Origin of the sequence: Spirillospora sp. CA-128828, from assembly GCF_050945415.1 — a bacterium.
Taxonomy (GTDB): domain Bacteria; phylum Actinomycetota; class Actinomycetes; order Streptosporangiales; family Streptosporangiaceae; genus Spirillospora.
On the sequence record NZ_CP191986.1, the window covers coordinates 3,066,689 to 3,093,509 of the forward strand.

24 protein-coding genes and 1 tRNA gene are annotated in these 26,821 nt (G+C 73.2%); 13 read left to right on the forward strand and 12 right to left on the reverse strand.

Going from position 1 to position 26,821, the window contains the following annotated elements; translation table 11 throughout:
* Positions 1 to 26 precede the first annotated feature (26 nt).
* The gene (locus tag ACQPXG_RS15235) at positions 27 to 1,634 is read right to left on the reverse strand and encodes a thiamine pyrophosphate-binding protein (protein WP_433468328.1); all 1,608 of its coding nucleotides are present in this window, start codon (positions 1,632 to 1,634) and stop codon (positions 27 to 29) included.
* 214 nt (positions 1,635 to 1,848) lie between these two features.
* Here ACQPXG_RS15235 and ACQPXG_RS15240 point away from each other — a divergent pair, with 214 nt between their 5' ends.
* The 7 genes from ACQPXG_RS15240 to ACQPXG_RS15270 all read left to right on the forward strand — a co-directional run bounded on the left by ACQPXG_RS15240 (position 1,849) and on the right by ACQPXG_RS15270 (position 9,337).
* The gene (locus ACQPXG_RS15240; RefSeq protein ID WP_433468329.1) at positions 1,849 to 2,877 is read left to right on the forward strand and encodes an ABC transporter substrate-binding protein; all 1,029 of its coding nucleotides are present in this window, start codon (positions 1,849 to 1,851) and stop codon (positions 2,875 to 2,877) included.
* Positions 2,878 to 2,905: 28 nt separating this feature from the next.
* Positions 2,906 to 4,489, forward strand: coding sequence for an aldehyde dehydrogenase family protein (locus ACQPXG_RS15245; protein ID WP_433468330.1), 1,584 nt, complete (start codon positions 2,906 to 2,908; stop codon positions 4,487 to 4,489).
* Positions 4,486 to 5,433: an amino acid ABC transporter permease gene (locus ACQPXG_RS15250; protein ID WP_433468331.1), complete on the forward strand. Its 948-nt coding sequence runs from the start codon at positions 4,486 to 4,488 to the stop codon at positions 5,431 to 5,433. The genes ACQPXG_RS15245 and ACQPXG_RS15250 overlap by 4 nt, the downstream gene beginning before the upstream one ends.
* The gene (locus ACQPXG_RS15255; protein WP_433468332.1) at positions 5,430 to 6,230 is read left to right on the forward strand and encodes an amino acid ABC transporter ATP-binding protein; all 801 of its coding nucleotides are present in this window, start codon (positions 5,430 to 5,432) and stop codon (positions 6,228 to 6,230) included. The genes ACQPXG_RS15250 and ACQPXG_RS15255 overlap by 4 nt, the downstream gene beginning before the upstream one ends.
* 5 nt (positions 6,231 to 6,235) lie before the next feature.
* Entirely contained in the window at positions 6,236 to 7,402 is a 1,167-nt protein-coding gene (solA, locus tag ACQPXG_RS15260) for an N-methyl-L-tryptophan oxidase (protein ID WP_433468333.1), read from the forward strand.
* Complete coding sequence (locus ACQPXG_RS15265; RefSeq protein WP_433468334.1) at positions 7,399 to 8,085, forward strand: GntR family transcriptional regulator; 687 nt, start codon at positions 7,399 to 7,401, stop codon at positions 8,083 to 8,085. Before solA ends, ACQPXG_RS15265 begins: the two co-directional genes overlap by 4 nt.
* 94 nt (positions 8,086 to 8,179) lie before the next feature.
* Complete coding sequence (locus ACQPXG_RS15270; protein ID WP_433468335.1) at positions 8,180 to 9,337, forward strand: Glu/Leu/Phe/Val family dehydrogenase; 1,158 nt, start codon at positions 8,180 to 8,182, stop codon at positions 9,335 to 9,337.
* A gap of 156 nt (positions 9,338 to 9,493) precedes the next feature.
* On the opposite strand, the gene ACQPXG_RS15275 is transcribed toward ACQPXG_RS15270, so the two are convergent.
* Positions 9,494 to 9,567, reverse strand: a tRNA-Ile gene (locus ACQPXG_RS15275).
* Positions 9,568 to 9,727: 160 nt separating this feature from the next.
* On the opposite strand from ACQPXG_RS15275, the gene ACQPXG_RS15280 reads away from it, so the two are divergent.
* From ACQPXG_RS15280 to ACQPXG_RS15290, 3 genes are read left to right on the forward strand one after another with little or no spacing between them, the layout of a single operon-like run.
* Complete coding sequence (locus ACQPXG_RS15280) at positions 9,728 to 10,405, forward strand: LppX_LprAFG lipoprotein (RefSeq protein WP_433468336.1); 678 nt, start codon at positions 9,728 to 9,730, stop codon at positions 10,403 to 10,405.
* Entirely contained in the window at positions 10,402 to 12,015 is a 1,614-nt protein-coding gene (locus ACQPXG_RS15285) for an MFS transporter (RefSeq protein ID WP_433468337.1), read from the forward strand. The genes ACQPXG_RS15280 and ACQPXG_RS15285 overlap by 4 nt, the downstream gene beginning before the upstream one ends.
* A 43-nt stretch (positions 12,016 to 12,058) precedes the next feature.
* A complete protein-coding gene (locus ACQPXG_RS15290; protein WP_433468338.1) occupies positions 12,059 to 12,670 on the forward strand; it encodes an Rv1733c family protein in 612 nt (203 codons plus the stop codon).
* A 6-nt stretch (positions 12,671 to 12,676) separates the two neighbouring features.
* Here the strand turns inward: ACQPXG_RS15290 and ACQPXG_RS15295 are convergent, their stop codons facing one another.
* From ACQPXG_RS15295 to ACQPXG_RS15315, 5 genes are read right to left on the reverse strand one after another with little or no spacing between them, the layout of a single operon-like run.
* Positions 12,677 to 13,381, reverse strand: coding sequence for a 3-keto-5-aminohexanoate cleavage protein (locus ACQPXG_RS15295; RefSeq protein WP_433468339.1), 705 nt, complete (start codon positions 13,379 to 13,381; stop codon positions 12,677 to 12,679).
* 23 nt (positions 13,382 to 13,404) lie between these two features.
* The gene (locus ACQPXG_RS15300; protein ID WP_433468340.1) at positions 13,405 to 13,593 is read right to left on the reverse strand and encodes a hypothetical protein; all 189 of its coding nucleotides are present in this window, start codon (positions 13,591 to 13,593) and stop codon (positions 13,405 to 13,407) included.
* 39 nt (positions 13,594 to 13,632) lie between these two features.
* Entirely contained in the window at positions 13,633 to 14,640 is a 1,008-nt protein-coding gene (locus tag ACQPXG_RS15305; protein ID WP_433468341.1) for an RNA-guided endonuclease InsQ/TnpB family protein, read from the reverse strand.
* On the reverse strand, positions 14,580 to 14,921 hold the full coding sequence (locus ACQPXG_RS15310) for a helix-turn-helix domain-containing protein (protein ID WP_433468342.1): 342 nt from the start codon (positions 14,919 to 14,921) through the stop codon (positions 14,580 to 14,582). The genes ACQPXG_RS15305 and ACQPXG_RS15310 overlap by 61 nt, the downstream gene beginning before the upstream one ends.
* Entirely contained in the window at positions 14,887 to 15,309 is a 423-nt protein-coding gene (locus ACQPXG_RS15315; protein WP_433468343.1) for a hypothetical protein, read from the reverse strand. The genes ACQPXG_RS15310 and ACQPXG_RS15315 overlap by 35 nt, the downstream gene beginning before the upstream one ends.
* Positions 15,310 to 15,547: 238 nt before the next feature.
* Between ACQPXG_RS15315 and ACQPXG_RS15320 the strand changes: the two genes are divergently transcribed.
* Both ACQPXG_RS15320 and ACQPXG_RS15325 read left to right on the forward strand, forming a co-directional pair.
* The gene (locus tag ACQPXG_RS15320; RefSeq protein WP_433468344.1) at positions 15,548 to 16,510 is read left to right on the forward strand and encodes an isopenicillin N synthase family dioxygenase; all 963 of its coding nucleotides are present in this window, start codon (positions 15,548 to 15,550) and stop codon (positions 16,508 to 16,510) included.
* A 21-nt stretch (positions 16,511 to 16,531) separates the two neighbouring features.
* A complete protein-coding gene (locus ACQPXG_RS15325; RefSeq protein WP_433468345.1) occupies positions 16,532 to 17,968 on the forward strand; it encodes a purine-cytosine permease family protein in 1,437 nt (478 codons plus the stop codon).
* Here ACQPXG_RS15325 and ACQPXG_RS15330 read toward each other — a convergent pair.
* The 5 genes from ACQPXG_RS15330 to ACQPXG_RS15350 all read right to left on the reverse strand — a co-directional run bounded on the left by ACQPXG_RS15330 (position 17,923) and on the right by ACQPXG_RS15350 (position 24,549).
* On the reverse strand, positions 17,923 to 19,248 hold the full coding sequence (locus tag ACQPXG_RS15330; protein WP_433468346.1) for an adenylosuccinate synthetase: 1,326 nt from the start codon (positions 19,246 to 19,248) through the stop codon (positions 17,923 to 17,925). The genes ACQPXG_RS15325 and ACQPXG_RS15330 overlap by 46 nt on opposite strands.
* Positions 19,249 to 19,250: 2 nt before the next feature.
* Positions 19,251 to 20,222, reverse strand: a complete 972-nt coding sequence (locus ACQPXG_RS15335) for a hypothetical protein (protein ID WP_433468347.1) — start codon at positions 20,220 to 20,222, stop codon at positions 19,251 to 19,253.
* A gap of 12 nt (positions 20,223 to 20,234) precedes the next feature.
* Entirely contained in the window at positions 20,235 to 21,347 is a 1,113-nt protein-coding gene (locus ACQPXG_RS15340; protein WP_433468348.1) for a molecular chaperone DnaJ, read from the reverse strand.
* A complete protein-coding gene (locus ACQPXG_RS15345; RefSeq protein ID WP_433468349.1) occupies positions 21,344 to 22,177 on the reverse strand; it encodes an NUDIX hydrolase in 834 nt (277 codons plus the stop codon). Before ACQPXG_RS15345 ends, ACQPXG_RS15340 begins: the two co-directional genes overlap by 4 nt.
* A gap of 188 nt (positions 22,178 to 22,365) precedes the next feature.
* Positions 22,366 to 24,549, reverse strand: a complete 2,184-nt coding sequence (locus tag ACQPXG_RS15350) for an amino acid permease (RefSeq protein ID WP_433468350.1) — start codon at positions 24,547 to 24,549, stop codon at positions 22,366 to 22,368.
* A 385-nt stretch (positions 24,550 to 24,934) separates the two neighbouring features.
* On the opposite strand from ACQPXG_RS15350, the gene ggt reads away from it, so the two are divergent.
* Entirely contained in the window at positions 24,935 to 26,821 is a 1,887-nt protein-coding gene (gene ggt / locus ACQPXG_RS15355) for a gamma-glutamyltransferase (protein ID WP_433468351.1), read from the forward strand.

Genomic DNA, 26,821 nt, shown 5'->3' on the forward strand with positions numbered 1-26,821 from the left:
GACGGCCCGGGCGAGGTGGCCGCGGGTCAGTCGCGCCAGCGCGGGGACGTGGTGCGGGGCGGGATCAGCGCGGCGGGAAGGCGCAGCAGCGCGGGGCGGCCGCGGGCCGCGGACTCCCGCAGCGCCGCGGGCAGTTCGCCGGCGTCGCCCACGTCGCGGGCGTCGATGCCGAAGCTCCCGGCCAGCGCGACGAAGTCGGGGGTCGCCAGGTGGACCCCCTGCTCTGGATGCCCGAAGCGTTCCTGGTCGTAGCGGAGCATCCCGTAGCAGGCGTCGTCCACGACCAGGACGGTCACCGGCAGGCGTTCCTGCGCGAGCGTCGCCAGCTCGCCGACCGCGAACATCAGGCCGCCGTCCCCGCAGACGGCCAGGGTCGGCGTGCGGGACACCGCCGCCGGTCCGATGGCGGCGGGGAGGGCGTAGCCGAGGGTGCCCCAGCCGACCGGGTACTGCAGGCGGCGCGGCCGCCCCATCGAGGCGTACCCGCCGATCCAGTACCCGGCGACCGCCATGTCCGCCACGATCGCACCCTCGGCGGGCCAGGCGTCCTCGACCGCCTCGACCAGGTCGAGCGGCCCGTCGCCGTCCTCGGCGCGCAGCCTGGCCCGGACCTTCGCGCGCAGCGCGGCCGGGTCGGCCCAGCCCTCCGGCCGCGCGGCGACCGCGCCGGACAGCTCGCGCAGCGCCGCCAGCGCGTCCGCCCGGACGGCGACGTCCGGCGGGTAGTTCTTGGCCAGGTCCACCGGGTCGCAGTTGACCGACACCAGCCGGGGCGGGCGCGGCATCGTCCAGTTGCGGGTGTTCATCCCGTCGAAGTCGGTGCCCACGGCCACCATCAGGTCGGCGTCGGCGATCAGCGCCGCGACCTCGGGCTCGTGCGGCGGTGCGGCCACCAGGTACGGGTGGCCGTCCGGGAGCACGCCGCGCGCGGCGAACGTGGAGACCACGGGGGCTTTGAGGCGGCGGGCCAGTGCGTCCAGTTCGGCTTCGGCGCCGGCCTGCACGACGCCGCCGCCCGCCCACAGCACGACCCGTCCGGCGCGGTCGATCTCGGCCACGGCGGCGGCGAGCGCGGCGGGGTCGGTCGCGGTGCGCGCCGGGCCGGCGGGCGGGACGGGGACGCCCGGGCTTGCGAGCACGTCGGTGGGAACGTCCAGGTAGACCGGGCCCTGCGGCCAGGTGAGCGCGGTGGTGAGCGCCTCGGAGACCGCTTCGGCGACCTCGGCGGCGGTGCGCGGCCGGTAGACGGCCTTGGCGAGCGGCTCGAACAGCCCCGCCTGGTCCGCGCTCTCGTGCAGGACGCCGCGGACGACGCCCGGGCGCCGCAGCGTCGTGGCGATCTCGCTGGCGACGAGCACGACGGGGCTGTGCGAGGCGGCCGCCTCACCGAACGCGGCGACCGCGTTGGCCGCGCCCGGGCCGGTCGTCGTCAGGGCCGCGCCCGGCGACCCGGTCGCGCGCGCGGCGCCGTCGGCGGCGTACACGGTGGTCTGCTCGTGCCTGACCCCGACGATGTCCGGCCGTCCCGGGGCCTGCTCCTGCCAGAACGCGAGGTTGTGGACGCCCGGAAGGCCGAACACGCGCTCGGTCCCGGCCGACGCCAGCGCGTCCAGAATGCTTCCCGCGACGGTCATCCGCTTCACCTGAGCCACTCCCATCCCCGCCCCCGGCGGTCTCGAAAGCAGCCGAGAAGGGTCTTGCGCGGAAAATTGGATCCACTATACATTCGCCTGACTGTCCTAGCCCGCCATCCCGTTCGACGACAAGAGCTCCGAACCAATGAAACGGATGGCAGCGCACAGCTCCGCCACCGAAACGACAGGGCCCGCGCCCTGAGGAGGCCACGCCATGACCCACTCGCCCCGACGCTCCACGGACCCGGCCGAGCATGTGCACCGTTCCGGCGAGCGCACGCCGCCGTCCGGCACGTCCCGGCCCGCAGGACGCCGCATCCGCCTCCTCGGCGTTCCGGCCGCGGCGCTCGCGGTCACCCTGGCGGCGGCCGCCTGCAGCAGCGGGCAGCCGGGCACGACCGGCGACGGCAAGGGCAAGGCGGACGCGGCGGGTGCGGCGAAATTCGACGCGTTCGACAAAGTGGCCCCGGACCCGGCCGCCGCCGGCAGGCTGCCGGCGCGGGTGAAGTCCGCCGGGAAGCTCGTCGTGGTCATGAACGTGTCGAGCCCGCCGACCAAGTTCTACGCGTCCGACAACAAGACGATCATCGGGCTCAACGCCGACCTCGCCCGCGCGCTGGGGCGCGTCCTCGGCGTCCAGACGCAGATCGACGACGTCCAGCTCGACGGCATCATCCCCGGTCTCGGCGCCAAGCGGTACGACATGGCGATCTCCAGCATGTCGGCCACGCCGGAACGGCTGAAGGTGCTGGACATGGTGGACTACGGCGCCTGGGGCACCTCGCTGGCGGTGGCCAAGGGCAACCCGGACAAGCTGTCGGCGGACAACCTGTGCGGACACAAGATCGCCGTCCAGCAGGGCTCGATCCAGGAGGCGGTGCGGCTGCCCGGCTTCTCCAAGGCGTGCCAGGCGGCGGGAAAGCCCGCGGTGCAGCCCGTCGTCCTGCCGAGCCAGACGGACGCGCTCGTGCAGCTCGGCAGCGGCCGGGCCGACGGCGTCCTCGCCGACACCCCGGTGCTCGCGTACGCGGCGATCCAGACGCCCGGCAAGTTCCAGCTCGTCACCGAGATGAACCGCAGCGCGGTCGCCGTCGGCCTGCCGAAGGGCTCCGACCTCACCCCGGCCGTGCAGGCGGGCCTCACCGCCCTGATGAAGTCCGGCACGTCCCAGCAGATCTTCGCCAAGTGGGGGCTGAAGTCGGCCATGATCGACCGCCCGCAACTGGAGAAGTCCGCGTCCTGACCCCCGCATCCGTCTGGAGACCATCACGATGCAGACCCTTTCCTCCCTCCTCGCAGGCAAGCCCGCGGGGCCGGGCGCCCGCACCTACGCCTCGGTCAACCCGGCCGACCTCGACGACGTGGTGGCGACCGTGGAACTGGCGGGCCCTGAGACGTTCGCCGAGGCCTGCCGCCAGGCCCGCGAGGCGAGCCGCCGCTGGGCCGCCACCCCGGCGCCGGTGCGCGGCCAGGTGATCGCCAACATCGGACGGCTCGTCGGCACCAACAAGGGGGCGCTGGCCGCCCTGCTGACCCGGGAGATCGGCAAGCCGGCGGGGGAGGCGCTCGGCGAGATCCAGGAGATCATCGACACCTGCGACTTCTTCCTCGGCGAGGGCCGCAGGCTGTACGGGCAGACCGTGCCGAGCGAGATGCCGGACAAGGAGCTCTACACCTACCGCAAGCCGCTCGGCGTGGCCGCCGTCATCACCGCGGCGAACTTCCCTGCGGCGGTGCCGTCCTGGTACATCGTCCCCGCGCTGCTGTGCGGGAACACGGTGGTGTGGAAGCCCGCCGAGCCCGCCGCGGCGGTGGCGGACGCGCTCGCCCAGATCTTCGCGCACGCCGGGGTGCCCGCCGGTGTCGTCCAGCTCGTCCACGCCGACGGGCCCGCCACGTTCGAGGGGCTGTCGCAGGCGCTGGAGCAGGGCCTGGTCGACAAGGTCGGGTTCACCGGCTCCACCGAGGTCGGACGGCGGATCAGCGCGCTGTGCGGCGAGCACCTGCAGTCGCCCTGCCTGGAACTCGGCGGCAAGAACCCCATGGTGGTGGAGCCCGACGCCGACCTCGACCTGGCCGTGCGGGGCGCGGTCTTCTCCGGCTTCGCCACGGCCGGGCAGCGCTGCACCTCCCTCGGGACGGTGTGGGTCCACGACTCGCTGCACGACGAGTTCCTCGGCCGCTTCGCCGACGCCGTCTCGGCCCTGCCCATCGGGGAGCCGAACGCCGAGGTGTTCTACGGCCCGCTCATCGAGCCGCGCTACCTGCCGCGTTTCGAGTCCTACCTCGGGCTCGTGGAGCAGCACCACAAGCTGCACGGCTCCACCGGCACCGGACGCATCACCGCGGACAACCCGCGCGCCGGGTTCACCGGCGACCCGGCCGCCGGCCTGTACTGCCACCCGGCGGTCGTGTCGGGCATCCGGCCGGGCGACGCCCTCTACGGCACCGAGACGTTCGGCCCGCTGGTCGGGCTCGGCCGGTACGCCTCGCTCGACGAGGCGATCGAGCTGGCGAACGGGCACGGCTACGGGCTGTCGGCGGCGATCTACACGCGCGGCGTCGCGGCGGCGCACCGGTTCCGGCGGGGCTGCCGGGCCGGGATGATCAGCGTCAACAACTCCACCGTCGGCGCCGAGGCGCACCTGCCGTTCGGCGGGAACGGCCTGTCGGGCAACGGCAGCCGCCAGTCGGGCCAGTGGGTCATCGACCAGTTCACCAGCTGGCAGTCGGTCAACTGGGACTACTCCGGGGTCCTCCAGCGCGCCCAGATGGACGTGGCGGAGGTGACCGTGGACCTCGGCTTCACCCTCTCCGGGGACGGCCGCCCCACGCCCGCCGGGAACGGCCGATGACGACTGCGGACCGGGTCGGGACGGCCGCCGCCGACCGCGACGAGGAGCTGCCCGTCGTCCCCAGGCGCAGCCCGCTCAACCTGGTCGGCATCGTGGCCATCGGCGTGCTCGGGGCGATGCTCGTGCACACGCTCGTGACCAACGAGAACTTCGAATGGGGCGTCGTCCGGCTCTACCTCAACGCGCAGGCCATCGCCAAGGGGGCGTGGCTCACCGTCGAGCTCACCGCGATCTCCATGGTGCTCGGGGTGCTGCTCGGCATCGTGCTCGCCGTGATGCGGCTGTCGCGGAGCCGGGTGCTGTCCTCGACCTCGTGGGCGTTCGTGTGGTTCTTCCGCGGCACGCCGCTGCTGATCCAGCTCATCTTCTGGTTCAACCTTTCGGCGCTGTTCCCGCGGCTCTCGCTGGGGATCCCCTTCGGCCCCGAGTTCGTCTCCGGCAGCGCCAACGGGTTCATCACCCCGTTCGTCGCCGCCCTGCTCGGGCTGTCGCTGAACGAGGGCGCCTACATGGCCGAGATCGTGCGCGGCGGCCTGCTCAGCATCGACCGCGGCCAGACCGAGGCGGCCCAGGCGATCGGCATGCGGCCCGCCCAGACGCTGCGCCGGATCGTGCTGCCGCAGGCGATGCGGGTGATCGTGCCGCCCACCGCCAACCAGACGGTGTCGATGCTGAAGAACACCTCGCTGGTCAGCGTGCTGGGCGCGGCCGACCTGCTGCACGCCACGCAGATCATCTACTCCCGCACGTACCAGACGGTCCCGCTGCTGATCGTGGCCGCCCTGTGGTACCTCGCGATGACCTCGCTGCTGAGCGTCGGGCAGTACTACCTGGAGCGCTTCTACGGCCGCGGCGATGCGGGCGCGTCCCGGCGCCGCCCCCCGTGGCGCGGGCGGCGGACGATCGTGGCGGAGCCCGCACCGGAGAAGGCGGTGTCACCATGACCGAAACGCGAGCGACCACACGGTCCGGCGCGCAGGGCGAGGTGCTGATCCGCGCGCGCGGCGTGCGCAAGTCGTTCGGCCCGCAGGAGGTGCTGAAGGGAATCGATCTGGAGGTCTCGTCCGGCGAGGTGTGCTGCATCATCGGCCCGAGCGGATCGGGCAAGTCGACCCTGCTGCGCTGCATCAACCATCTGGAGAAGCTCGACGGCGGCCAGATCCGCGTCGGCGGCGAGCTGATCGGCTACCGCCGGGGCGGCGGGAAGCTGCACGAGCTCTCGGTGAAGCAGGTGGCGCGGCAGCGTGCCGGCATCGGCATGGTCTTCCAGCGCTTCAACCTGTTCCCGCACAAGACCGCGCTGGAGAACGTGATGGAGGGGCCCCGGCAGGTGAAACGCGAGCCCGCCGCCGACGTCCGCGAACGGGCGCTGGAGCTGCTGGACCGGGTGGGGCTGCGCGACCGGGCCGGAGACTACCCGGCGCAACTGTCCGGCGGGCAGCAGCAGCGGGTGGCCATCGCCCGCGCCCTGGCGATGCGGCCGCAGGTGATGCTCTTCGACGAGCCCACCTCGGCGCTCGACCCGGAGCTGGTCGGCGAGGTGCTGGAGACGATGCGGACGCTCGCCGAGGAGGGCATGACAATGATCATCGTGACGCACGAGATCGGTTTCGCCCGGGAGGTGGCCGACTCGCTGGTCTTCATCGACGGCGGCGTGATCGTCGAGCAGGGGCCGCCCCGCGGCGTCATCGCCGCGCCCGCGCACGAGCGGACCCGCGCGTTCCTGTCGAAGGTGCTGTGATCGCGATGACCGGACCCATCGACGCCGAGACCGGCGTCATCGGCGTCGGGACGGTGGGCGCCGCCCTGCTGTGGCAGCTCGCGCGCCGCGGCGTGCCGGCCATCGGGTTCGAGCGGTACGCCCCCGGCCACGACCGGGCCGCGGTGGGCGGGGAGAGCCGGCTGTTCCGGGTCGCCTACGCCGAGGGCGCCCGCTACACCGGCCTGCTGCGGCGTGCGCTCGGCCAGTGGCGGGAACTGGAGGCCGCGGCGGGCGTGCCGTTGCTCGGCGCGTGCGGCGGGCTGTCGATCGGCCTCCCCGAGCAGGACTACATCCGGAATCTGCTGGCCAGCGCCCAGGAGTCGGGCACCCCCGTGGAGGTGCTCGACCGTCCCGCCATGCGCGCCCGCTACCCCCAGCACCGCCTGCTGGAGGGCGAGGTCGGGGTGCTGGACGAGCAGGCCGGGTTCCTGCGCTGCGAGACCGCCGTCGTCGCCGCGGCCGACCAGGCGGAACGGCACGGCGCGCGCGTGCTCCGCCGCACCGAGATCGACGTGGTCGTCGAGCACGACGACCACGTCGAGATCCGCGCGGGCGAGCAGCGGTGGCGGGTGCGCCAGGCGGTGCTGTGCGCCGGATCGTGGACCGGCCGGTTCCTGCCGGACGGCCTGCGGAGGCGGCTGCGGCCGCACCGCCTGCTGCTGACCTGGTTCCTCGCCCGGCGGCCCGAGGAGTACACGCCCGGCCGCTTCCCGATCTTCATCCGGGAGAGCGCGGGCGTCCACCTCTACGGGGCGCCGTCCCTGGACGGCGCCGGCGTCAAGGTGGCGGGCGCCGTCCCCGCCATGCCCGTGCCGGACCCGGACGCGATCGAGCGGCGGCACAGCCGCGCCGAGATCGCGGCCGTCTCCTCGGCCGTGGCCGAGCTGCTCCTGGGCCTGCATCCCGATCCGATCCGCGCCGACGCCTTCACCGATCTCTACACCCCCGACGGGGACCCCTTGGTCGGCAGGATCGGCGGCGGTAGGCTCTCGATCGCATCGGGGTTCTCCGGCCGCGGCTTCAAGTACGCCTCCGCGCTGGCCGCGGACGTCGCGGACATGCTGGCGGACGGCACCGGCGCCCCACTGGACTTCATGGCGCCGGAGCGGTTCGCGGCGGGCGACCCGCCGGACCCCGGGAAGGACGGATGAGCACAGTGCCGGGAGGCGGGCGGATCGGCGCGGCTCCGCGGCCGCTGACGGTGCAGCAGTACGTCCTCGCCGAACTGCGCCAGATCATCATCGCCGGGGAGCTGAAGCCGGGCCAGGCGATCAGGCAGGAGTCCCTCGCGGAACGGCTCGGCGTGAGCCGGGCGCCGGTGCGCGAGGCCCTGAAGATCCTGGAGGGCGAGGGCCAGGTCGTGCACAGGCCGCACCACGGCTACATGGTGGCCGAGCTGTCCCTGCCCGACCTGCTGGAGGTCTACCGCATCCGCGCGCTGCTGGAGTCCGACGCGGCGCGGCTCGCCGTCGAGCGGGTCACCGACACCGACCTGGAGCGGATCGTGGCGGCCCAGCACGAGGTCGAGGAGGCCGCGGCGCGCGGCGACCTGCTGACCATGACGGCGGCCAACCGGCGGTTCCACTTCACGCTCCTGGAGGCGTCCCGGATGCCGCGGCTGGTCCGCATCATCCGCTCCCTCTGGGATTCCACCGACGCCTACCGCTCGGTCTACTACAACGCGCCGAGCAACCGCGACCTGGTCGAGCACGAGCACGCCGGCATCGTCGACGCGGTCCGCGACCGCGACGGCGACCGGCTGGTGAAGGCGCTGGCCGAGCACCGCGACCACGCGGTCGAGGCGCTGCGCCAGATCATCGCCGACGAGAGCTGACCCCCGGGGGGCTCACCCCTCCATTCGACCGCCCTGCTTCGAGTCCGTCACCGCACGGACTGCTGCCGCCTGCCCTCCGACGAGAAGAGGACACATGAGCTACGAACCGCTGGAATCCATGGACGAGTGGGGCCCCGAGAAGGTGGTGTGCGTCTCGCATGCGCCCACCGGCATGCGCGGCGTCCTCGTCATCGACAACACCGCCCGCGGGATGGGCAAGGGCGGCACCCGGATGGCGCCCGGCGTGACGGTCGCCGAGGTGGCCCGCCTGGCCCGCAACATGACCTGGAAGTGGGCCGCCGTCGATCTGTTCTACGGCGGGGCCAAAGCGGGCATCCGGTACGACCCGGAGTCCGCCGGCAAGGAGGCCGTACTCCGGGCGTTCGCCCGGGCGCTGCACAACGAGGTGCCCGAGGAGTACGTCTTCGGCCTCGACATGGGGCTCACCGAACGCGACGCCGCCGTCGTCCAGGACGAGCTCGGGACGCGCGGCGCCGCCGTCGGGACCCCGGCGGCGCTCGGCGGGCTCCCCTACGACCAGCTCGGGGTGACCGGGTACGGGGTCGCCGAGGCCGCCGACGCCGCCGCCGCGCGGTCCGGGATCTCCCTCGCCGGCGCCCGGGCGGTGATCCAGGGCTTCGGCGCGGTGGGCGCGGCGGCCGCCCGCCGGCTCACCGAACTCGGCGCCGCCATCGTCGCGGTGTCCACCCGCTTCGGCGCCCTGACCGACCCGGACGGCCTCGACGTGGACCGTCTCCTCCGGCTGCGCACCGAGCACGGCGACGCGCTGGTCAAGGCGTACGGCGGGCGCCCGGAGAACCCCGGCGCGGAGCTGCTGGCCTCCGCCGAGATCCTGGTGCCCGCCGCCACCCAGGACGTGATCGACGCGGACGTGGCGGCCGAGCTGCCCGCGCGCCTCGTGGTGGAGGGCGCCAACCTGCCCACCAGCCCGGAGGCGCGGCGGATCCTGGCCGGACGGGGCGTCACCGTCGTCCCGGACGTGATCGCCAACGCGGGCGGGGTGGTGGCCGCCGCCTTCGCCATGGACATGCGCGTGTCCGCGTTCCGGCCTGATGCCGACGAGGTGTTCCGCAGCGTCTCGGAACGGATGCGCGCCAACACCCGGCTCGTCCTCGACGAGACCGACCGGACCGGCGTCCTTCCCCACGAGGCGGCGTACGCGCTCGCCCGAGGACGCGTCCGTGAGGCCATGGCCCTCAAGGGCCGATCCGCCTCCGCCATCCCGGGCTAGCGTTCATGTTCGCCACTGATCCGGGACCTGATCCGGGAGGGGGCGTGGGGGCGGAGCCCCCCACTTCGAGGGTCCGGGGGTCGCCCCCCGGGAAGACACACCGAAGGAGCCCGAAGGGAAGGAGCCAGCGGCTCCGACCATGCGGGGCCGGATCCGTAGGGCGGGCGGGACTCGAACCCGCGACCGGGAGATTATGAGTCTCCTGCTCTGACCAGCTGAGCTACCGCCCCAGGGCGTCCCCCCGTGACGGTGGGGGCGTTGCCGGGTGTCATCTTAGCGGCGGCCGTTTCGGGGCGGCCACCGTGAACGGGGATGTCATCCTTCCGATGGGGCGATGTCATACCTGGTACCGAGTGACGGGTGCGGGTACCCGTCGGTAGGGTCCGGCGTATGTCGAGACGCATCTTTGTCCTTGGTCCGGTGCTGCTGGCGCTGGTGTTCGCCGGCGCGTGTGATGGTGGCGGGTCCGGGAAGAAGGCGGATTTCGACGCCGCGCAGACGCTGCGGCAGGCGGCGCAGGCCATGGGGGGCCTGAAGAGTGCCGCGTTCACGCTGAAGTCGGACGGCCGGACCCCCGTGCTCGTGAAGAGCGGTGACATGAAGCTGCTGCGCGGCGGGGACGCGCAGGGGACGCTGACGATCGAGCAGCAGGGCCAGAACGTGGAGATGAAGGTCGTCGCGGTGGGCGACAGCATCTATCTGGACGCCGGGACGGGCGGCTGGCGGAAGCTGCCGAAGGCCCTGGCGGCGCGGGTGTACGACCCGTCGGCGGTGCTCGATCCGCAGCGGGGGATCGCGAAGCTGCTGACGTCGGCGCGGTCGCCGCGCCCGGAGGCGGTGGAGAAGGTGGACGGCAAGGACACCTACCGGGTGGCCGCGAAGCTCCCGAAGGAGCAGGTCGCGGGCCTCATTCCGGGTATCAACGACGACATGGACGGTCAGGTCTGGGTGAACCGGGCCGATCACCGGCTGGTGAAGGTGCGGGGGGAGTTCCCGGAGGGGCAGGGCGCGGTGGTGATCTCGTTCACCGGGTTCGACGCCCCCTACAAGATCAGCGCGCCGAAGTGAGGGAGCGTCGCCGGGTCGCGATCGGGGCCGGCGGCGCGGTGGTGCTGCTGGCCGCGCTGGACGCCTATGTCGTCACGACGATCCTGGTGCCGGTCGTGAAGGATCTCGGGATTCCGGTGAACCGGCTGGAGCGGGTGACGCCGGTCCTTACGGGGTTCCTGCTGGGGTACGTGGCGGCGATGCCGCTGCTCGGGCAGTTGTCGGACCGGTTCGGGCGGCGGCCGCTGCTGCAGGCGTGCCTGGTGTTCTTCGCCGTGGGGTCGGTGGTGACGGCGCTGGCGCACGACGTCCCGGTGCTGACGGCGGGACGGGTGGTGCAGGGTGTGGCGGGCGGCGCGCTGCTGCCGGTGACGATGGCGCTGGCCGGTGACCTGTGGGACGAGCGGCAGCGTCCGGTGGTGCTGGGCGCGGTGGGCGCGGCGCAGGAACTGGGCAGCGTGCTCGGCCCGCTGTACGGGGCGGGTGTCGCGGCGGCGCTCGGCTGGCGGGCGATCTTCTGGATCAACCTGCCGCTGGTGGTGGCGGCCATGGCGGCCGTCCAGTACGCGGTGCCGGGCGGACGCAGGGAGGGGCCGCGGCCGGGGGTCGACGTCGTCGGCGGGCTCCTGCTGGCCCTCGGCCTGGGGCTGCTGGTCGCGGCCGTCTACAACCCGGAGCCGGAGAAGGCGGCGCTGCCGTCGTGGGGGCCGCCCATGCTGGGTGCGGGCGCCGCCGTCCTCGTGCTGTTCGTCTTCTGGGAGATCAGGTCCGGGACGCGGCTGCTGGACCTGTCGGGCGTCCGGCGCGGGCCGCTGCTGGCGACGCTGGGCGTGAGCCTGCTGTCGGGTGCGGCGCTGATGGTGACGCTCGTGGACGTCGTCCTGGTCGCGCAGACCGTCCTCCACAAGGACGCCACGGAGGGCGCGCTGCTGCTGACCCGGTTCCTGGTGGCGCTGCCGGTCGCGGCGGTGGCCGGCGGCCTGATCGCCAGGCGGGTGGGGGAGAGGTGGCCCATGGTCGCCGGCATGGCGGTCTCCGCGGGCGGCTACCTGCTGATCGCGAGCTGGCCGGCCGACCTGGCGAACGCCTCGTACGGGCCGCTGCCGAGGATGGACGCCGATCTCGTGGTGACCGGCCTCGGTCTCGGGCTGGTGATCGCGCCGGTGTCGTCGGCGGTGCTGGGGTTCGTCCCGGCGGCGCGGCACGGCGTCGCGTCGGCGGCGGTGGTCGTGGCGCGGATGATGGGAATGCTGCTCGGCATCTCGGCCCTGACGGCGTGGGGCTTCCACCGTTTCCACGCGCTGACGGCGGACTTGAAGCCGCCGCTGCCGTTCCTGATGTCGAAGGGCGAGTTCGCGCGCCGGATGGAGGTCTACAACGCGGCGCTGCGGGACGCGCTGCGCACCGAGTACCGGGAGATCTTCTGGATCACCGCGGGGATGTGCGTCCTCGGCGCGCTGCTGGCGCTGGCCACCGGGACGCGGCGGAGCCGCACAGACCCGGGCGCGGACCCGGACGGCGGCCGGATTCGGTCATCGGCTGGGCATATCGGACCCGCTCCGGGAAATGATTCGGGCGGACCCGATGTGCCGATCAACGAACGCGGGAATATTCTGAGAAAAGACGGCTAATGGCCTCTTGCCGGGAGGGCACTCCCCGGGGAGGTGAGAGCAGATGCGCAGGTCCGGCATCGGCCGCGGAGGCACGCCGCTCATCAGGCTGCGCCGGCGACTCGGCATGGAGCACAACGAGCTGCGCCGCCGCGTCGACCGCGTCCAGCGGCTCATCGCCCTCGGGCTCCTCCTGGTGCTGCTCGGTGTCGCGCCGCCGCTCGCGGCCTGGACAGGGTCCTGGTCCTATGCCGCGGGGAAGACCGCGGAGCACGCGGAGCGGGCGGACCGCCACCAGGTGGTCGCCACGGTCACCTCGACGGGCGGCATCGGTTCCTCCGGCGACCGCTACATCCACGAGACCGTCCAGGCCAGCTGGCCGGGCGCGGGCGGCAAGTCCCGCGTCGGGACGCTGCCGAGCTGGAAGAACGCGAAGGTCGGCGCGCACCGGACGATCTGGGTGGACCGGCAGGGCGACCCGACCGTCCGTCCCCGGCCGCACAGCCGCACCGTGACCGACGCCGCCTACGCGGCCGGCGCCACCGTGCTCGGGTGCGCGCTGCCCCTCCTGTTCGTGTACGCCCTGGTCCGCCGCCGCTGCGACCGGCACCGCGACGCCCTGTGGGAGGCCGACTGGGCGCGCATGGACTCCGCCGGCCACAACCCGCGGTCCTGACGCCCCTCAGGGGGCGAGGAGGGCGCGGGCCGTCTGGATCAGGGCGGCGTTGTCGGCGGCGGGGGAGCCGTCGGGCAGGTGGAGAGTGTCCTCCAGCCCGATGCGCACGTCCAGGTTCAGCCGGACGGCGAGGCGCAGCACGGGCCAGGCGCCGCCGTCCTCGCCGTGCAGCAGGATCGGGCGGGAGAGGTGCGTGCCGAGCTCGTGCAGGAGCGTTTTGGCCGCGCCGGTCGCGGTCTCCGGGTCGGTGTCGGTGACCTCCGCGAGGATCCGCAGCACGTGGTGGGCGTGCGGCCAGCGCAGGAACCGCTCCGCGGCCCCGGTGCCGGAGAAGACCCCCGCCTCGATGGCGACGCCGCGTTCGAACAGCGCCTCGGCGACCAGCTCGGCGCCCTCCTCGTGGAAGTTCACCGACGCGTGGTCGGGCAGGACCGTCCAGGAGCGGATCAGCGCGGCGCGCTCGACCGGGTCGGGCTCGGTCCAGGCGCCGGTGGTCACGCCGACGCGGATGGACGGGGTCGCCGCCCGGACGGCGGTGACGGTCTCGGCGACGCGGAACGCCTCCAGCGTGTCGGCCCCCGCGTCGTCCTTCGGATGCAGGTGCGCGTCCTCCGCGCCGACGTCCACGGCGGCGCGGACCGCCGCGGCGATCTCGTCCGGGGACGTGGGCACGCCCTCGGCCCGGCTTCCGTTCGGGCAGACCTGGAGCATGGACCGATCCTCTCAGGTGCAGGTCAGGGCGTGATGACGCAGGGTCCCCCGCCGCACACGTCCACGACCGTGCCGGTCTTGAAGAACGTCGCCTTCTGCCTGCGGGCGCCGGCGTCGTTGCGCGGGTCCGAGGACGGCGCGGCGGACGTCGGGGAGACGGCCGTGGGCGCGCCGCCTATGATCCCGCGCCCTGGCTGTTGCCGTCTTGACATCCTCCCCTTGTGGAACTAGGGGGATTCCAACAGCGACCACTACCCGGTGAGGGGCAGGTCGTGTTGAGGTTCACGGTTCGCAGGCCTGCCCAGCGGTGGGCCTCCCCGTGCAGTGACCGCATGCCCTGCGGCCGTATCGCGGATATTCATTGCCGCGTTCACGTCGGCGTTGCCCCGGAACCCGCAGGCCACGCACGAGAAGACCGCTTGGCTCTTGTGGTTCTCCCCGGCGACATGCCCGCAGGCGCTACAGGTCCGCGAGGTGTTACGCGGATCGATCTTCACCACGCGTCCGGGCGCCTTGTCCTCCAGCCGCCGCACCAGAGCGCCCCACTCGTTGGCCAGGATGCCCCGGTTCAGCCCGGCCTTCTGCCGAACGTTGCGGCCCGGCGCCTCCACCGAGCCGCGCGCAGAACGGGTCATACCCCGGATGTTGAGATCCTCGACGCCGATCACGTCGAACCGGCGGGCCAGATCGGTGGAGGTCTTCTCCACCCAGTCCTTGCGCCGGTCGGTCTCGCGGGCTTTCAGCCGGGCGATCGCGGCCTTGACCCCGGCACGCCGCCTGGACCCCGGCCGGGCGCGGGCGAGTCTGCGCAGCAGCCGCCCCAGCCGGACCCGCTCACCGGCCCGCAGGCCAGGCGCACTGAGCAGGTCGCCGGTCGACAGCGCAGCACTGACCGCCACGCCCCGGTCCACCCCCACCGCCTCACCCGTGCCGGGTGCGGGGATGGGGTCGGGGATCGCGGCGAACGCGACATGCCAGCGGCCCGCCCGTTCACGGGTGACCCGGAACGATCTGGCGCCGTTGGGGACGGGCCGGGACCAGCGGAACCGCACCCACCCCACCTTGGGGACCTTCACCTGACTCACCCGGCGGGAGACACGCCGCACGTCGCCGGGTTTGACCGCCACGACCCGGAACCCCTCGTGGCGTCCGGCCTTGCGCCAGGTCGGACGCCGGTGGGTACCGGCAAAGAAGTTGCTCATGGCCTGGTGGAAGTCCTTGAGCGCCTGCTGCTGCACCGCCGCCGACCCCGCCCGCAACCAGGCGAACTCTGCCCTGGCTGCGTCAACTGGCGGCACTGCGCGGCGAACCCCGGCGCCGACCGGCGGCCTGGCCGCCAGCCCGCATGCTGCTCGACCGCCAGATTCCACACGAACCGGGCATGCCCGCAATGCTCCAGCAACGCCTGCTCCTGCGCGGGCGTCGGCTGCAGACGGTAGCGAGACATGCCCGGAAAGCTACCGGCCGCCACCGACAAAACCCGGACCGACAAAACCCGGAGAACGTCATGCAGCACCGTGCCGCGTTTCCTCCCCGCCATGAAGGACGGGGAGGAAACGCTGAAGGCAACAGGTAAAGCCGATCGGCGCGGCGCCCGTGCGGGCCAGGTCGAGGCCGGGGACCAGGCTGAGCAGCATCGAGCCGGGCGAGAAGCCGTCCGCGCGGTTCCACTCGTCCGGCGACACCGGGACGCCGAGCGCGTTCTTCAGCGTCGTGCGCAGATGGACGCGGCGGCCCGTCGCCGTCCCGCCGTCCGCGACCGTGTACCAGTCGCTCGGGAACGGCAGCAGGCACGCGGCCGGGTCGATCGGGTCGCAGCCGTCGCCGGCGTCCGCGACAGCAGCCGGCTGGAAAGCCGGGGCGGTCAGGAGGGCGAGGGACGCGGCGAGCGCCGCGAACGCCGACAGGGTGCGCTGGGGGAGACGCAAGGTCCACCTCCGGATGATCCGCCGTGCTTCGGGATCGTTCAGCGAGATCTTGGTCTCGTGCGGGCCGCGGATCAATGGGCGTCCGGAACCGGCCATGCGGAGCTCGCCGGGGGTGGTGTTGCCGCGCCGTTAAATCTTGCGGCGTGACGGTTTCGTGTCCGGGACGGGGGATGATCCGGAGTCGATCTCGGGTGATAGTAGGCGCATTGCCTGGTTCATCGTCCGGAAGGAACGTTCCATGAAGGCCGTCCCCGTCATCGACCTGACCCCCTGGTTCCACGGCGATGAGCGGGAGCGCGCCGCGGTGGCCGCCCGGGTGGACGCGGCGCTGAGCGAGATCGGCTTCCTGGTGATCACCGGGCACGGCGTGCCGGCCGCGGACCGGGCCGCGATCCGCGCGGCCGCCAAGCGGTTCTTCGCCCTGCCGGAGGAGACCAAGCGCGCGTACGCGGTGACGGTGGGGGAGCGGGGCTGGCTGCCGCCCGGCGTCGAGGCCAACGGGTACGCCGAGGGCACGGAGACGCCGCCCGACCTGAAGGAGACGTTCGCGGTCGGCGCCGACCGCCGCATCGGCGACCCGGTGTTCGACGACGAGTGGTTCCTGCCCAACGTGTGGCCCGGCGAGGTCCCGGAGCTGGAACCGCTGCTCACCGGCTACCTCGCCCGGATGAAGGACCTGTCGGACGAGCTGCTGCGGCTCTGCGCCGCCGCGCTCGGGCTGCCGGACGTCTTCTTCACCGGACGCGCCGGCCACCCGTCCTTCACCCTCAACATCAACCGGTATCCGCCGATGTCGCAGCTCGGGGAGCCGGAGCCGGGGCAGTTCCGGATCGGCCCGCACACCGACTTCGGCACCGTCACCGTCCTGGACCGGCAGGACGGCGTCGGCGGCCTCCAGGTGTACTCCGCGGAGGCGGGCTGGGTGGACGCCCCCTGGGTCGAGGACTCCTTCACGATCAACGTCGGCGACCTGCTCGCCCACTGGACGGGCGGACGCTGGACGTCCAACCGGCACCGCGTCCTGCCGCCCGACCCGAGCGCCCCCGACGAGGAGCTCGTGTCGCTGGTGTTCTTCTACGAGTGCGACCCGGACGCGCGCATCGAGCCGCTCGCCCCGCCGGCCGGGCGGCGGGCCGGAGGCGGGACCGTCCGCGCCCACGAGTTCCTGCTCGAACGCCTCAACGCCATCACCATCGGCTGACCCCTGCAAGAGAGGCCCCCCATGACCGAGACCAGGGAACCGCGGGACGTCGCCGGCATCGTCGTCCGGGAGGGCGAGTACGGCGACCGGGTGGCCGCCGTCGAGCCGGGCGGCGCCGGATTCATCCCGCTCGACCAGCGGCACGGCCGGCCGCGCAAGCTGTTCTGGACGTGGGCCTCGCCCAACCTGGAGTTCGCGACGATCTTCCTCGGGGTGCTCGCCGTCGCCGCGTTCGGGCTGACGTTCTGGCAGGCCACCGCCGCGATCGTCGCCGGGACGGCGCTCGGCTCGGTGACCCACGGCGTGCTGTCGGCGCGCGGCCCCCGCTACGGCGTCCCGGAGATGGTGCTCGGACGCGTCCCGTTCGGGCACCGGGGGAACGCGCTGCCGTCCACGATCAACTCGATCGCGGGCGGCGTCGGCTGGTTCGCGGTCAACAGCGTCAGCGGATCGCTCGCCCTGAACACGCTGACCGGGCTGCCGAAACCGCTGTGCCTGGCCGTGGTGGTCGCGCTCCAGGCGGGCGTCGCGTTCTTCGGGCACAACCTCGTCCACACCTACGAGCGGTACGCGTTCCCGCTGCTCGCGGTCGTCTTCGCCGTCGCGTCCGTGATCGTCCTGGCCAAGGCCGACTTCGGCGCGCCCGCTCCCGCCGGCTCGGGGCCGGGCGGCGTCGGGGCGTTCCTCATCGTGGTGGGGGCGAGCTTCGGATACGCGGCCGGCTGGAACCCCTACGCGGCCGACTACACCCGCTACCTGCCGCCCGGCACGAGCCCGCGCGCGGCCGGGCTGTCGGCGGCGCTCGGCATCTTCGCCGGCTGCACCGTCCTGCAGATCGTCGGCGCGGCGTCGGTCACTCTCGGGGGCAAGGCCCTCGCGGACCCGACCGGCGCGTTCACCGGTCACCTGCCGTCGCTCGTCGCGAACCTCACCCTGCTCGTCATCACGATCGGCGCGATCGGGGCCAACGCGATCAACATCTACTCCGGCTCGATGTCGTTCGTCGCGACGGGCATCAGGCTGCCGCTGCCGGTGGGCCTCCAGCGCGCCCTGGTCGCGCTGGGGTTCGGCGCGGTCGGGCTCGTCGTCGCCTACTTCGGCCTGGACGACGCCGGCCACGACTACGAGGCGTTCCTGCTGGTCATCGCCTACTGGATCGGGCCGTGGCTGGGCGTCGTCCTCGCCGACATGCTGCTGCGCCGCCGCTCCCCGGCCTCGGACGAGGCGCTGGAGCGGATGATGTTCGACACCCGGCACCGCAGCTGGGCGGGCCCGGCGGCGATGGCGGCGGGCATGGTCATCTCGGTCTGGCTGTTCTCGAACCAGGAGAAGTACGTCGGCCTGGTCCCGGACGCTCACCCGTCGTTCGGCGACATCACGTTCGCGGCCGGGTTCGTCCTCGCCGCCGTCTTCTACCTGGTGCTGCGCAAGGTCCCCGGGTTCCGCGCGAACGGCTGACCGGTCGCGCGCTTGTCCGCCGCGGACGGGCCGTGGGAGCGGAGGACGACCGGGACGCGCAGCACGTCCTCGATCGTCTCCGCCGACGGCCCGAACGGCGCGTAGACGGGACGCGCCTTGAGCAGGCGCGCGGTCAGGGCGGCCTGGCGGTCCAGGTCGGGCGGGCCCGTCTCCAGCCGCCCGACCCGTCCGGCGTCCATGTCGTAGGACAGGCAGACACGCAGATCTGGACGTGCCCCCGCTACATCCAGGTGCGTGACCGCCAGGCCGTCCACGCCGCCCGTCACGTCCAGCGCGTATCGGAGCGCGACGGCGTCGAGGTGGCCGACGCGGAACGCGCCCTGCCAGCGTCCCGTGCGGTTGTGCGGATCGGGGAGGTCCGCGGTCAGCGCCGGGTCCTCGGTGACGAACGGCCCGGGGCCGTGGCGGGTCGCGTACGCGCGGAGCACCCCGAGCCGCGCCGCGGACTCGCCCGCCTCGGCCAGCAGCGTCTCCGCGTTGGCGAACGTGGTCGTCGACCAGGTCGTGTACGGGTGGAAGCCGTGCCACTCGTCCAGCAGGACGCCCTGGGCGCCCTCGAAGACCACGTTCCCGGTGCGGAGCAGGCCGTGGAGGTGCTCGGCGCCGACGATCCGGACACGGCCGGCGAAGGCGGTGAAGGCGTCGGCGCAGGCCTCGACGCCGGGGACGTCTCCGCCGTCCGGGAACGTGTCGCGGTACCAGTCGCGGACGGCGGCGAGCCGGCGCCGCAGCCGCGCGGGCGACAGGCAGTCGCCGACGCGCGGCGCGTCGTCGTGCGCGAGGGCGTAGGACGCCGTCTCGCCGATGCCCATGCCGCAGGACCCGTGCCGGGCAGCGCCGCGCGCCGACTCCCGCGCGTGGTTGGCGGCCCGGTGGTACGGCGTCGTCAGCGGCGCGTCCCGGTCGGCGGTGAGCCGGTCGAGGGCGTCGCCGGCGCCCAGCGCCCGCAGGTGGTCCGCCTCGGCGGCGAGCGCGAGCGGGTCGACGAGCATGAACCGCGACAGGTGGGTCCGGACGCCCGGCGTGAACGTCCCCGATCCGAACTGGGCGAACGTGTGGTGCCGCCCGCCGGACGCGACGACGTTGTGCGCCGCCTGCGCGCCGCCGTTGAATCGGACGACCGCGGCCACCCCTGTTTCACCGGCGGCCCTGGTGGGCCGTCCGCCCAGGCCGGCAGGTGTCGCGGAGCAGAGGTAGTCGACGACCGTGCCCTTGCCCGCGTCCCCGTAGCCGAGGTCGACGACGATCACGTGGCCCATGGTCAGAGGCGGGTCGTCCTGGACGGGCCGTCCCCGTCCAGGCCCGGCGGGGTGGAGGAGACGGCGACCGGTGCGCGGGACGCGTCCAGCCGGGCGAGCGCGCGCGACACCGAGGCGCCGGCGTCCGAGCCGGTCTCCGCGAGGTGCTCCAAGCCCTCGCTCAGGTCGATGGCCTCCTCGGCGAGGCCGATGGTCAGCGCGATCGTCTCGCACACGGCGTCCAGGTCGTCCAGGTAGAGGACGTTCTGGCCGAGCAGCCCCTGCCAGAAGTCCTTCAGCTCGCGGCTGCCGGCGTGGTAGGCGCCCTCCGGGATGATGAAGTACACGTCGTACATCCGCTGGAGCTCGCGGACGATCCCGGCGACGGGGACGTCCTCGTCCGGCTCGCCGCCGATGATCCCGGCGATCTCGCGCCGCTTGACCTGCGGGTAGGCCAGCTCGTCCCCGATCATGAACAGGTAGCCGCGCCTGCCGCGCTTCTCGAAGCAGTCGATCGAGGTGTGCCGGGCCATGAAGTACATCGCCAGCTCGTAGGACTCGCGCATCTGGCCGCCGCCCCCGCCTTCGAGCAAGATCTTGCCGAGGTCGTCGTCCATCCGGTTGTCGGCCTCGAACTGCCCGATCTGCAGCGGCGCCCGGTCGCAGGTCGCGTCGCCGACCGCGCCGAACAGGATGTGCGGGTGCTCGACGTACCCCTTGCGCAGCAGCAGCCCGAGCAGGTCGGGCAGCTTGGTCTGCAGCGTCCGCGGCACGGTCCTCATCGAGCCGGTCACGTCGAACAGAACGCCGATCGCCAGTGACTCGGGGTGGTCCTCGGAGTCCCGGCTCTCCCGGGCGGTCACGCCGCGCGGGTCGAGGTCGGGGTGGACGGCGGTGGCGCCGGAGTCGGAGTAGGCGAACGCGCTGGCGCCGGTGGACGCGCGGTAGCTCGCGCCGGCGGCGTAGACGTCGGTGGACCAGTTTCCGCTTCCCATGATCTCTCTCCTTCAGCGGGGAACGGGCAGGTGGAAGGGGCGGAAGCGGCGCGGGCCGTAGAGCCGCTCCAGCAGCTCGTCGAACTCGGCCAGCAGCCGCCAGGCGTCGGCGGGGCGCCGGTTCTGCGCGGGCAGCGTGCAGCCGCGCGCGAACGAGCGCATCGCCTTCGGCGCCTTGTCGCCTATCAGGCCGGTCATGCACCGGGTGGCCATGAAGATGTCGGTCGCCGGGCTCGCCGGACGCCGTCCCGGCACCTCGGGCGGGTACCGGCCGGCGTAGCGGTCGACCATCGCGGGCACGCGCCCCGAAGGGTCGGCGTGCGCGTAGCAGCCGGGGACGGAGTAGCACCAGTCGACCAGGACCAGGCCGTGCTTCTCCGGATGGATCAGCACGTGGTCGGGGAGCACCGCGCCGTGCAGGACGCCCGCGCGGTGCGCGAAGCCGAGGGCGACGAGCAGCCGCCGCCACATCCAGGCCGCGTCGCGGGGGTCGACGCCGTCCGGGAACGCCCGCTCGACCTCGGCCAGGCTGTGGAACCCGTCCAGCGCGGCGATCACGTTGACCTGCCGCTGCCTGCCGGTGGAGGCGTCCCGGTGCCGGAACGACTCGACCAGCCGCGGGACGTACGGGAGGTACTTCCCGTCGCCGTCCCTGGGAAGCTGGCGGAGCGCCACGGCCTCGCGTTCGAGCAGGTCCCCGTCGCGCGGGTCGCGCGGCATCTTCAGCAGCACCGCCTGGCCCTTCCGGGACGTGTGGGGGGCCGTCCCCCCACTCCGGATCGGGCCGGGCTCCGATGTCGCCCAGTACAGCTCGGCGAGATCGCCGCTGATCGGGTCGCCGTCCAGCCGGTACGCGCGGCGGCGCGTCGCGATCACCGCCGCGTCGCCGCGCCGGTACGTGCGCCAGAGCGCGTTCAGCCTGATGAACGCGTCGCGGGTGCGGCCGCCGGTCGCGTCGGGGTGGACGAGCCTGGCCAGCCGCCGGTAGCGCCGGACCGCCTCCGCCTCGTCGTCGCCGAACAGATCGGCGGGGACGCGGACCCGGTCGAGCCGCGCCAGCGCGTCGTCCAGTTCGCACTGAGCCGTTCCACCCCGCGTGGTGTCGCCCCGGTTCGCTCCGCTCATCTGATCTCCTCCTCACGGCTGGGCCGCAGCAGGGCGGGGTGCAGGAGGCGGGCGTCGCCGGCCCGGTAGAGCCGGGGCCGGGGTCCGCCGCGCCGGCCGCCCCGATCGGACGTCGCGCCGGTGCTCTCCACGAAGCCGGGCACCGACAGGACCTTGCGATGGAAGTTGCCGGCGTGCAGCTCCTCGCCCCACACCGCCTCGTACACCGCGCGCAGCTCGGGGATCGTGAACTCGCCGCCGCAGAAGGCCGTGGCGAGCGGCGTGTACTCCAGCTTCCCGCGTGCCCGCTCCAGCCCGTCCGACAGGATCCGCGCGTGGTCGAACGCCAGCCGCCGGGTGGTGCCGGGACGCTGGTCCCCGGACTCGGCCAGGCCCAGCGCGCCGACCGGGACCCACGCCGCATCGGCCGCGTCGCCGCCCGCCTCGGGATCGGGGAGTTCGGGCGCGAACGCCAGGTAGGCGACCGAGATGACGCGCATCCGCGGGTCGCGGCCCGGAGAGCCGTACGTGCCGAGCTGTTCCAGGTGGACGCGGCCGAGCACACCGCCCTTGGCGCTGAGCCCGGTCTCCTCGGCCAGCTCACGGACGGCCGCGTCGGGCAGGTCCTCGGCGTCGGTGCCCTGGAGCGGGCCGCCCGCCTGGACGAAGCCGCCGGGCAGCGCCCACATCCCTGCGTACGGAGCATTTCCTCGTCGGACGAGCAGGACATGCAGGGCGCCGTCGCGGATGGTGAGCGCGACCACGTCCACCGTCACGGAGACCGGGTCGTAGTCGCGCGGGTCGTAGTTCGCCAGGAACTCGCTCTCGTCGCGCTTCGGGTCCGGGATCATCCGCGTCCCTCTCGTAGTGAGTAAGTCTCAGAATGAGTTCATCTCTCTATGAGAAGAACATAACCCGGGGCGGGGCGGCTGTCCAGTCCGTTCTCCCGGGATGAGTCGAGGGCGCCTCCCCGGCATCGGGGTGGCGCCCTCGGTGTTCGGCGGGACCTCACAAAACGGAAGTTCTCTCCGGTGCGGTCTCAGCGGCGGTGGCGTCCGCCTTGCGGCGGTTCCTGAGGCTCCCCGCCCTCGGAGCCGTAGGGCCCGGACTCGTCGCCACCCGACTGGTAGCCGCCTGTCTCGTACCCGCCCGACTCACGACCACCGGGCCCGCGACCGCCGGGCTGAGGACCACCGGACTGGCGACCACCGGATCGGTAGTCGCCGGGGTCGTACCCGCCTGTCTCGTACCCGCCCGACTCGCGGCCGCCGGGCTGAGGACCACCGGACTGGTACCCACTGGATGGGTAGCCGCCCGTCTCGCGGCCGCTCGGCCGGTGGCCACCGGAAGGATGGCCACTGGGGTTGTGGCCGCCGGACTCGTGACCGCCCGGTTCGATCGCGTACGGGGTGTCGGACGGGCCGGGGGAATAGCGGTCCTCAGGGCGGCCCTGCGGCATGCGGCTCTCGCGCCCGTAGCGCTCCGGGGCGCTCTCGCCGGGGCGGGTGAACCGGCCGCCGGGCTGCCGTCCCGCCGAGTACCGGCCGGCCGGGTAGGGGCTCTCCGGCATGCCGGTCGGCCGGGGTCCCGTCCCGTACTGCCCGGGGGAGAGATAGGTGTCGCGCGCTCCCGGCGGCGGGGCCGACCCGGGTGCGGGGAGCATGCCCGGCGGCGGGGCCGGGGCCAGTGAGGCGGCGGCCCGACGCGCGGGCGGCGGCGCGTCCAGCAGCAGCTTCATCTGGCTCTTGCGGCGCCCGTAGGCCAGGTAGAGCACGATCCCGACGGCCATCCAGACGGCGAAGTACCCCCACGTCTGGACGTTCAGGTTCAGCATCAGCCAGCCGACCGCGAAGATCGTCACGATGACGACCAGCGGCGCCGCGGGCATCCGGAACGGCCGGTGCAGGTCGGGCCGGGTGCGGCGCAGCGCCAGCACCGCGGCCGCGACGAACAGGAACGCGAACAGCGAGCCGAGCACGACGAGCTGCTCCAGCGTGAGCACGTCGATCGTCTGCGACATCACCACGGCCGCGCCGCCCGCGAGGAGGGTGGCGCGGGAGGGCACCTTGTAGCGGCTCATCGAGGCGAGCGGGCGCGGCAGCAGCCCGTCCCGCGAGATGGAGAACACCACCCGGGTCAGGCTGATCACCAGGACCAGGATGACGGTGGTCAGCGCGAGCATCGCGCCCACGTCGACGATCTTGCCCATCGCGCCCGCGCCGACCGAGTCGAACGCGGCGGCGAGCAGCAGCTTGTCCGGGTTGAGATCGGCGATGCCGTCCATCCCGACCATGCCGACGAGCGCGACGGCGACGGCGGCGTACAGCACGATGGTGGTGACCAGGGCGGTCAGGATTCCGCGCGGCACCTTGCGGGGGGCGTCGTCGGTCTCCTCCGAGGCCGTCGCGATCAGGTCGAACCCGATGTAGGCGAACGCGATGGCGGGCGCGGCCGCGAACATGCCCCAGACCCCGAACACGTGCGGGCTCCCGCCGCCGACCGCGCCGAGCACCGCGTCCAGCACCGTCTGGTCGCCCTTCGGCGCGGGCTGGGAGGGCGGCAGGAACGGGGTGAGGTTGCCGGGGTGGAAGAACTTCAGCGCGGTGGCGATGACGAGCCCGATCACGATGACCTTGGCCAGCACCATGAACCACAGGGACTTCAGGCTCATCCGGCTGCCGGTGGCGAGCATCAGGATGACCAGCAGCAGGATGCCGAGCGCGAACAGGTCCGGGCCCTTCTGCTGGCCGATCAGGTCGCCCAGCCAGGCCGGTATCGGCACCCCGAAGTCGTGCAGCGCCTGCGTCGCGTAGAGGGACCAGACCCGCGCGAGCACCGAGGCGGCCAGCAGCAGCTCCATGATCAGCGCCCAGCCGACGACCCATGCCCACACCTCGCCGAACGCGACATAGCTGAAGGAGTAGGCGCTGCCCGCGACCGGGATGATCGAGGACAGTTCGGCGAAGGCGAGCGCCGCGAGCACGCACACGCCGCCCGCGATGAGGAACGAGACGAGCACGCCGGGGCCCGCGGTCGAGGACGCCTGCTCGCCGGCGATCTTGAAGATGCCGGAGCCGATCATGACGCCGAGGCCGAGCACCACGAGATCGCGGGTCCGGTAGACCACGCGGAGCCGGTGCCGGCCGCCGTAGAGCCTGCCGGTCGCCTGCTCGACCGGCAGCCGGCGGAACATGTTGTTGCGCATGCGCATGTCCAAGGTCATAGGTATCCCCCAAGGCCCGAACCCGCGCCGCTGTTCGCGAGGTGACGGCTTGCCGAAGTCCCTAAGAATTCACCAGGTATGAGCATAATCGCAACGTTTTGGTCAGGATTGGTGGCCTCTCGCTGTTGTCGGATACTGCCAAGCCGCAGGTCGGCGACGTGCCGCGGTGACTTCCTCACGCTCGGCGCAGCGCCGCCGAACACCTTTTTCCGGTGGACCGTTCCGATCGAATGCGCCCCATTTCCAAAGGGGAAAGCGCTTTATGATCTTTCTCCGCCCGGCCAACGCCACGGGCCGCAAAGCGTCCGGGGCCGGCCGGTGCGGACGGTGGCGCCGGACGAAGATCGGTGGCACCGTAAGGACGCCGCGTTCGTCTGGAGGTCCGGTGTTCCGCTCATCGCCCTTGCGCCCGTCGTCCACGTCCCGGTCCTCAAGGCGGTCGCGGGGCACGCGCCGCACGGCCCTCGTCGCCGCGCTGGCGGTCACCGCGTCCCTCACCGTCCCCGCCGCCGCGGGCGCCGCGCCGGGCACGGGGCACCCGAAGCCGCCGGTCAAGCAGCCGGTCGCGACGGGGTACGGCGGCGCCGTCTCCACGGTCGACCCGGACGCCAGCCGGACGGCCCTGGAGGTCCTCAAGCGCGGCGGCAACGCCATGGACGCCGCCGTCGCGGCGAGTGCGACGCTCGGGGTCACCGAGCCGTACGTGTCGGCGATCGGCGGCGGTGGCTACATCACCTACTACGACGCCAGGACGCGCCGCGTCTACGCGTTCGACGGCCGCGAGTTCGCGCCGGAGCGGATGCGGCAGGACTCCTTCATCGACCCGGCGACCGGCAAGCCCCTCCCGTTCGACCAGGCCGTGACGAGCGGCCTCAGTGTGGGCGTGCCCGGCACCCTGGCCCAGTGGGACCTCGCGCTGGGCCGGTTCGGCAGCCGCGACCTCGGCACCCTGCTGCGCCCGGCGATCAAGGTCGCCGACCGCGGCTTCGTGGTGGACCAGGAGTTCCACGACCAGACCGCGGTGAACGAGGCGCGCTTCCGCGACATCGTCCCGACCCGGAAGCTGTTCCTGCCGGGCGGGAAGGTGCCCGAGGTCGGCTCGGTGTTCCGCAACCCCGACCTGGCCGCCACCTACCGGCAGCTGGCGAGGCGCGGCACGGACTGGTTCTACGAGGGCGGGCTGGGCGCGGAGATCGCCCGGACGGTCGCCAGGCCGCCGGTCGACCAGAAGGCCACCCGCGCCGTCCGTCCCGGGCTGATGGAGCGGGACGACCTCGCCGACTACCGGGCGGTGCGGCGCACGCCCACCCACGTGCCCTACCGGGGGACGGACGTGTACGGCATGCCGCCGTCGTCGTCCGGCGGGTCGACGGTGGGGGAGGCGCTCAACATCCTGGGCAACTTCCGGCTCGACCCCCGTGACCCGGTCACGGCCCTGCACTACTACCTGGAGGCGTCCAAGCTCGCCTACGCCGACCGCGGCCGCTACGTGGGCGACTCCGACAAGGTCCACGTTCCCCTCGACGAGTTGCTGTCGTCCGGGTTCGCCCGTGAGCGCGCCTGCCTGATCAAGCCGGACCAGGCCGCCGCCGCGCCCGTCGCCCCCGGCTCGCCGGACGGGAGCTACGAGCCGTGCGTCCCGCCGGGCACCCAGACCAGGGCGCTGGCGGTCGAGGGTCCGCAGACCACCCACCTCGTCGTCGCCGACAAGTGGGGGAACGCCGTCTCCTACACCCTCTCGATCGAGCAGTTCGGCGGCAGCGGCATCACCGTCCCCGGGCGCGGGTTCCTGCTGAACAACGAGTTGACCGACTTCTCCTTCCAGCCGCCGGCGCCCGGCCAGGCGCCCGACCCGAACCTGCCCGGCCCGCACAAGCGCCCGCGCAGCAGCATGTCCCCGACCCTCGTGCTCCAGGACGGCCGCCCGAAGCTCGCGCTCGGCACGCCCGGCGGGTCGACGATCATCACGACGGTGCTGCAGATCCTGATGAACCGGATCGACCTCGGCATGGACCTGCCCACGGCGCTCGGCGCGCCGCGCGCGACGCAGCGCAACACCCCGCAGGTGTTCGCCGAGCAGGCGTTCATCGACCGGTACGGCCGTGACCTCGCCGCGCGCGGGCACCGCCTCGAACTCTTCCCCGGCCCGCCGACGGGCGTGATCGGCGCCGCGACGGGACTGGAGTTCCTGCGGCCCGGTCTCGTCCAGGCGGTGGCGGAGCCGACGCGGCGGGGCGGCGGCAGCGCGCTGGTCGTCCGGCCGGCCCGATAG

Bases quoted from the DNA above. Each gene is read 5' to 3' on its own strand.
- ACQPXG_RS15350 (WP_433468350.1), bottom strand. From the start codon at position 24,549: ATGACCTTGGACATGCGCATGCGCAACAACATGTTCCGCCGGCTGCCG.
- ACQPXG_RS15270 (WP_433468335.1), top strand. From the start codon at position 8,180: ATGAGCTACGAACCGCTGGAATCCATGGACGAGTGGGGCCCCGAGAAG.
- ACQPXG_RS15235 (WP_433468328.1), bottom strand. From the start codon at position 1,634: ATGACCGTCGCGGGAAGCATTCTGGACGCGCTGGCGTCGGCCGGGACC.
- ACQPXG_RS15255 (WP_433468332.1), top strand. From the start codon at position 5,430: ATGACCGAAACGCGAGCGACCACACGGTCCGGCGCGCAGGGCGAGGTG.
- ACQPXG_RS15240 (WP_433468329.1), top strand. From the start codon at position 1,849: ATGACCCACTCGCCCCGACGCTCCACGGACCCGGCCGAGCATGTGCAC.
- ACQPXG_RS15265 (WP_433468334.1), top strand. From the start codon at position 7,399: ATGAGCACAGTGCCGGGAGGCGGGCGGATCGGCGCGGCTCCGCGGCCG.
- ACQPXG_RS15250 (WP_433468331.1), top strand. From the start codon at position 4,486: ATGACGACTGCGGACCGGGTCGGGACGGCCGCCGCCGACCGCGACGAG.
- ACQPXG_RS15335 (WP_433468347.1), bottom strand. From the start codon at position 20,222: ATGGGAAGCGGAAACTGGTCCACCGACGTCTACGCCGCCGGCGCGAGC.
- ACQPXG_RS15280 (WP_433468336.1), top strand. From the start codon at position 9,728: ATGTCGAGACGCATCTTTGTCCTTGGTCCGGTGCTGCTGGCGCTGGTG.
- ACQPXG_RS15345 (WP_433468349.1), bottom strand. From the start codon at position 22,177: ATGATCCCGGACCCGAAGCGCGACGAGAGCGAGTTCCTGGCGAACTAC.
- ACQPXG_RS15245 (WP_433468330.1), top strand. From the start codon at position 2,906: ATGCAGACCCTTTCCTCCCTCCTCGCAGGCAAGCCCGCGGGGCCGGGC.
- ACQPXG_RS15325 (WP_433468345.1), top strand. From the start codon at position 16,532: ATGACCGAGACCAGGGAACCGCGGGACGTCGCCGGCATCGTCGTCCGG.
- ACQPXG_RS15295 (WP_433468339.1), bottom strand. From the start codon at position 13,381: ATGCTCCAGGTCTGCCCGAACGGAAGCCGGGCCGAGGGCGTGCCCACG.
- ACQPXG_RS15330 (WP_433468346.1), bottom strand. From the start codon at position 19,248: ATGGGCCACGTGATCGTCGTCGACCTCGGCTACGGGGACGCGGGCAAG.
- ACQPXG_RS15300 (WP_433468340.1), bottom strand. From the start codon at position 13,593: ATGTCAAGACGGCAACAGCCAGGGCGCGGGATCATAGGCGGCGCGCCC.
- ACQPXG_RS15310 (WP_433468342.1), bottom strand. From the start codon at position 14,921: ATGGCGGGGAGGAAACGCGGCACGGTGCTGCATGACGTTCTCCGGGTT.
- solA (WP_433468333.1), top strand. From the start codon at position 6,236: ATGACCGGACCCATCGACGCCGAGACCGGCGTCATCGGCGTCGGGACG.
- ACQPXG_RS15290 (WP_433468338.1), top strand. From the start codon at position 12,059: ATGCGCAGGTCCGGCATCGGCCGCGGAGGCACGCCGCTCATCAGGCTG.
- ACQPXG_RS15340 (WP_433468348.1), bottom strand. From the start codon at position 21,347: ATGAGCGGAGCGAACCGGGGCGACACCACGCGGGGTGGAACGGCTCAG.
- ACQPXG_RS15320 (WP_433468344.1), top strand. From the start codon at position 15,548: ATGAAGGCCGTCCCCGTCATCGACCTGACCCCCTGGTTCCACGGCGAT.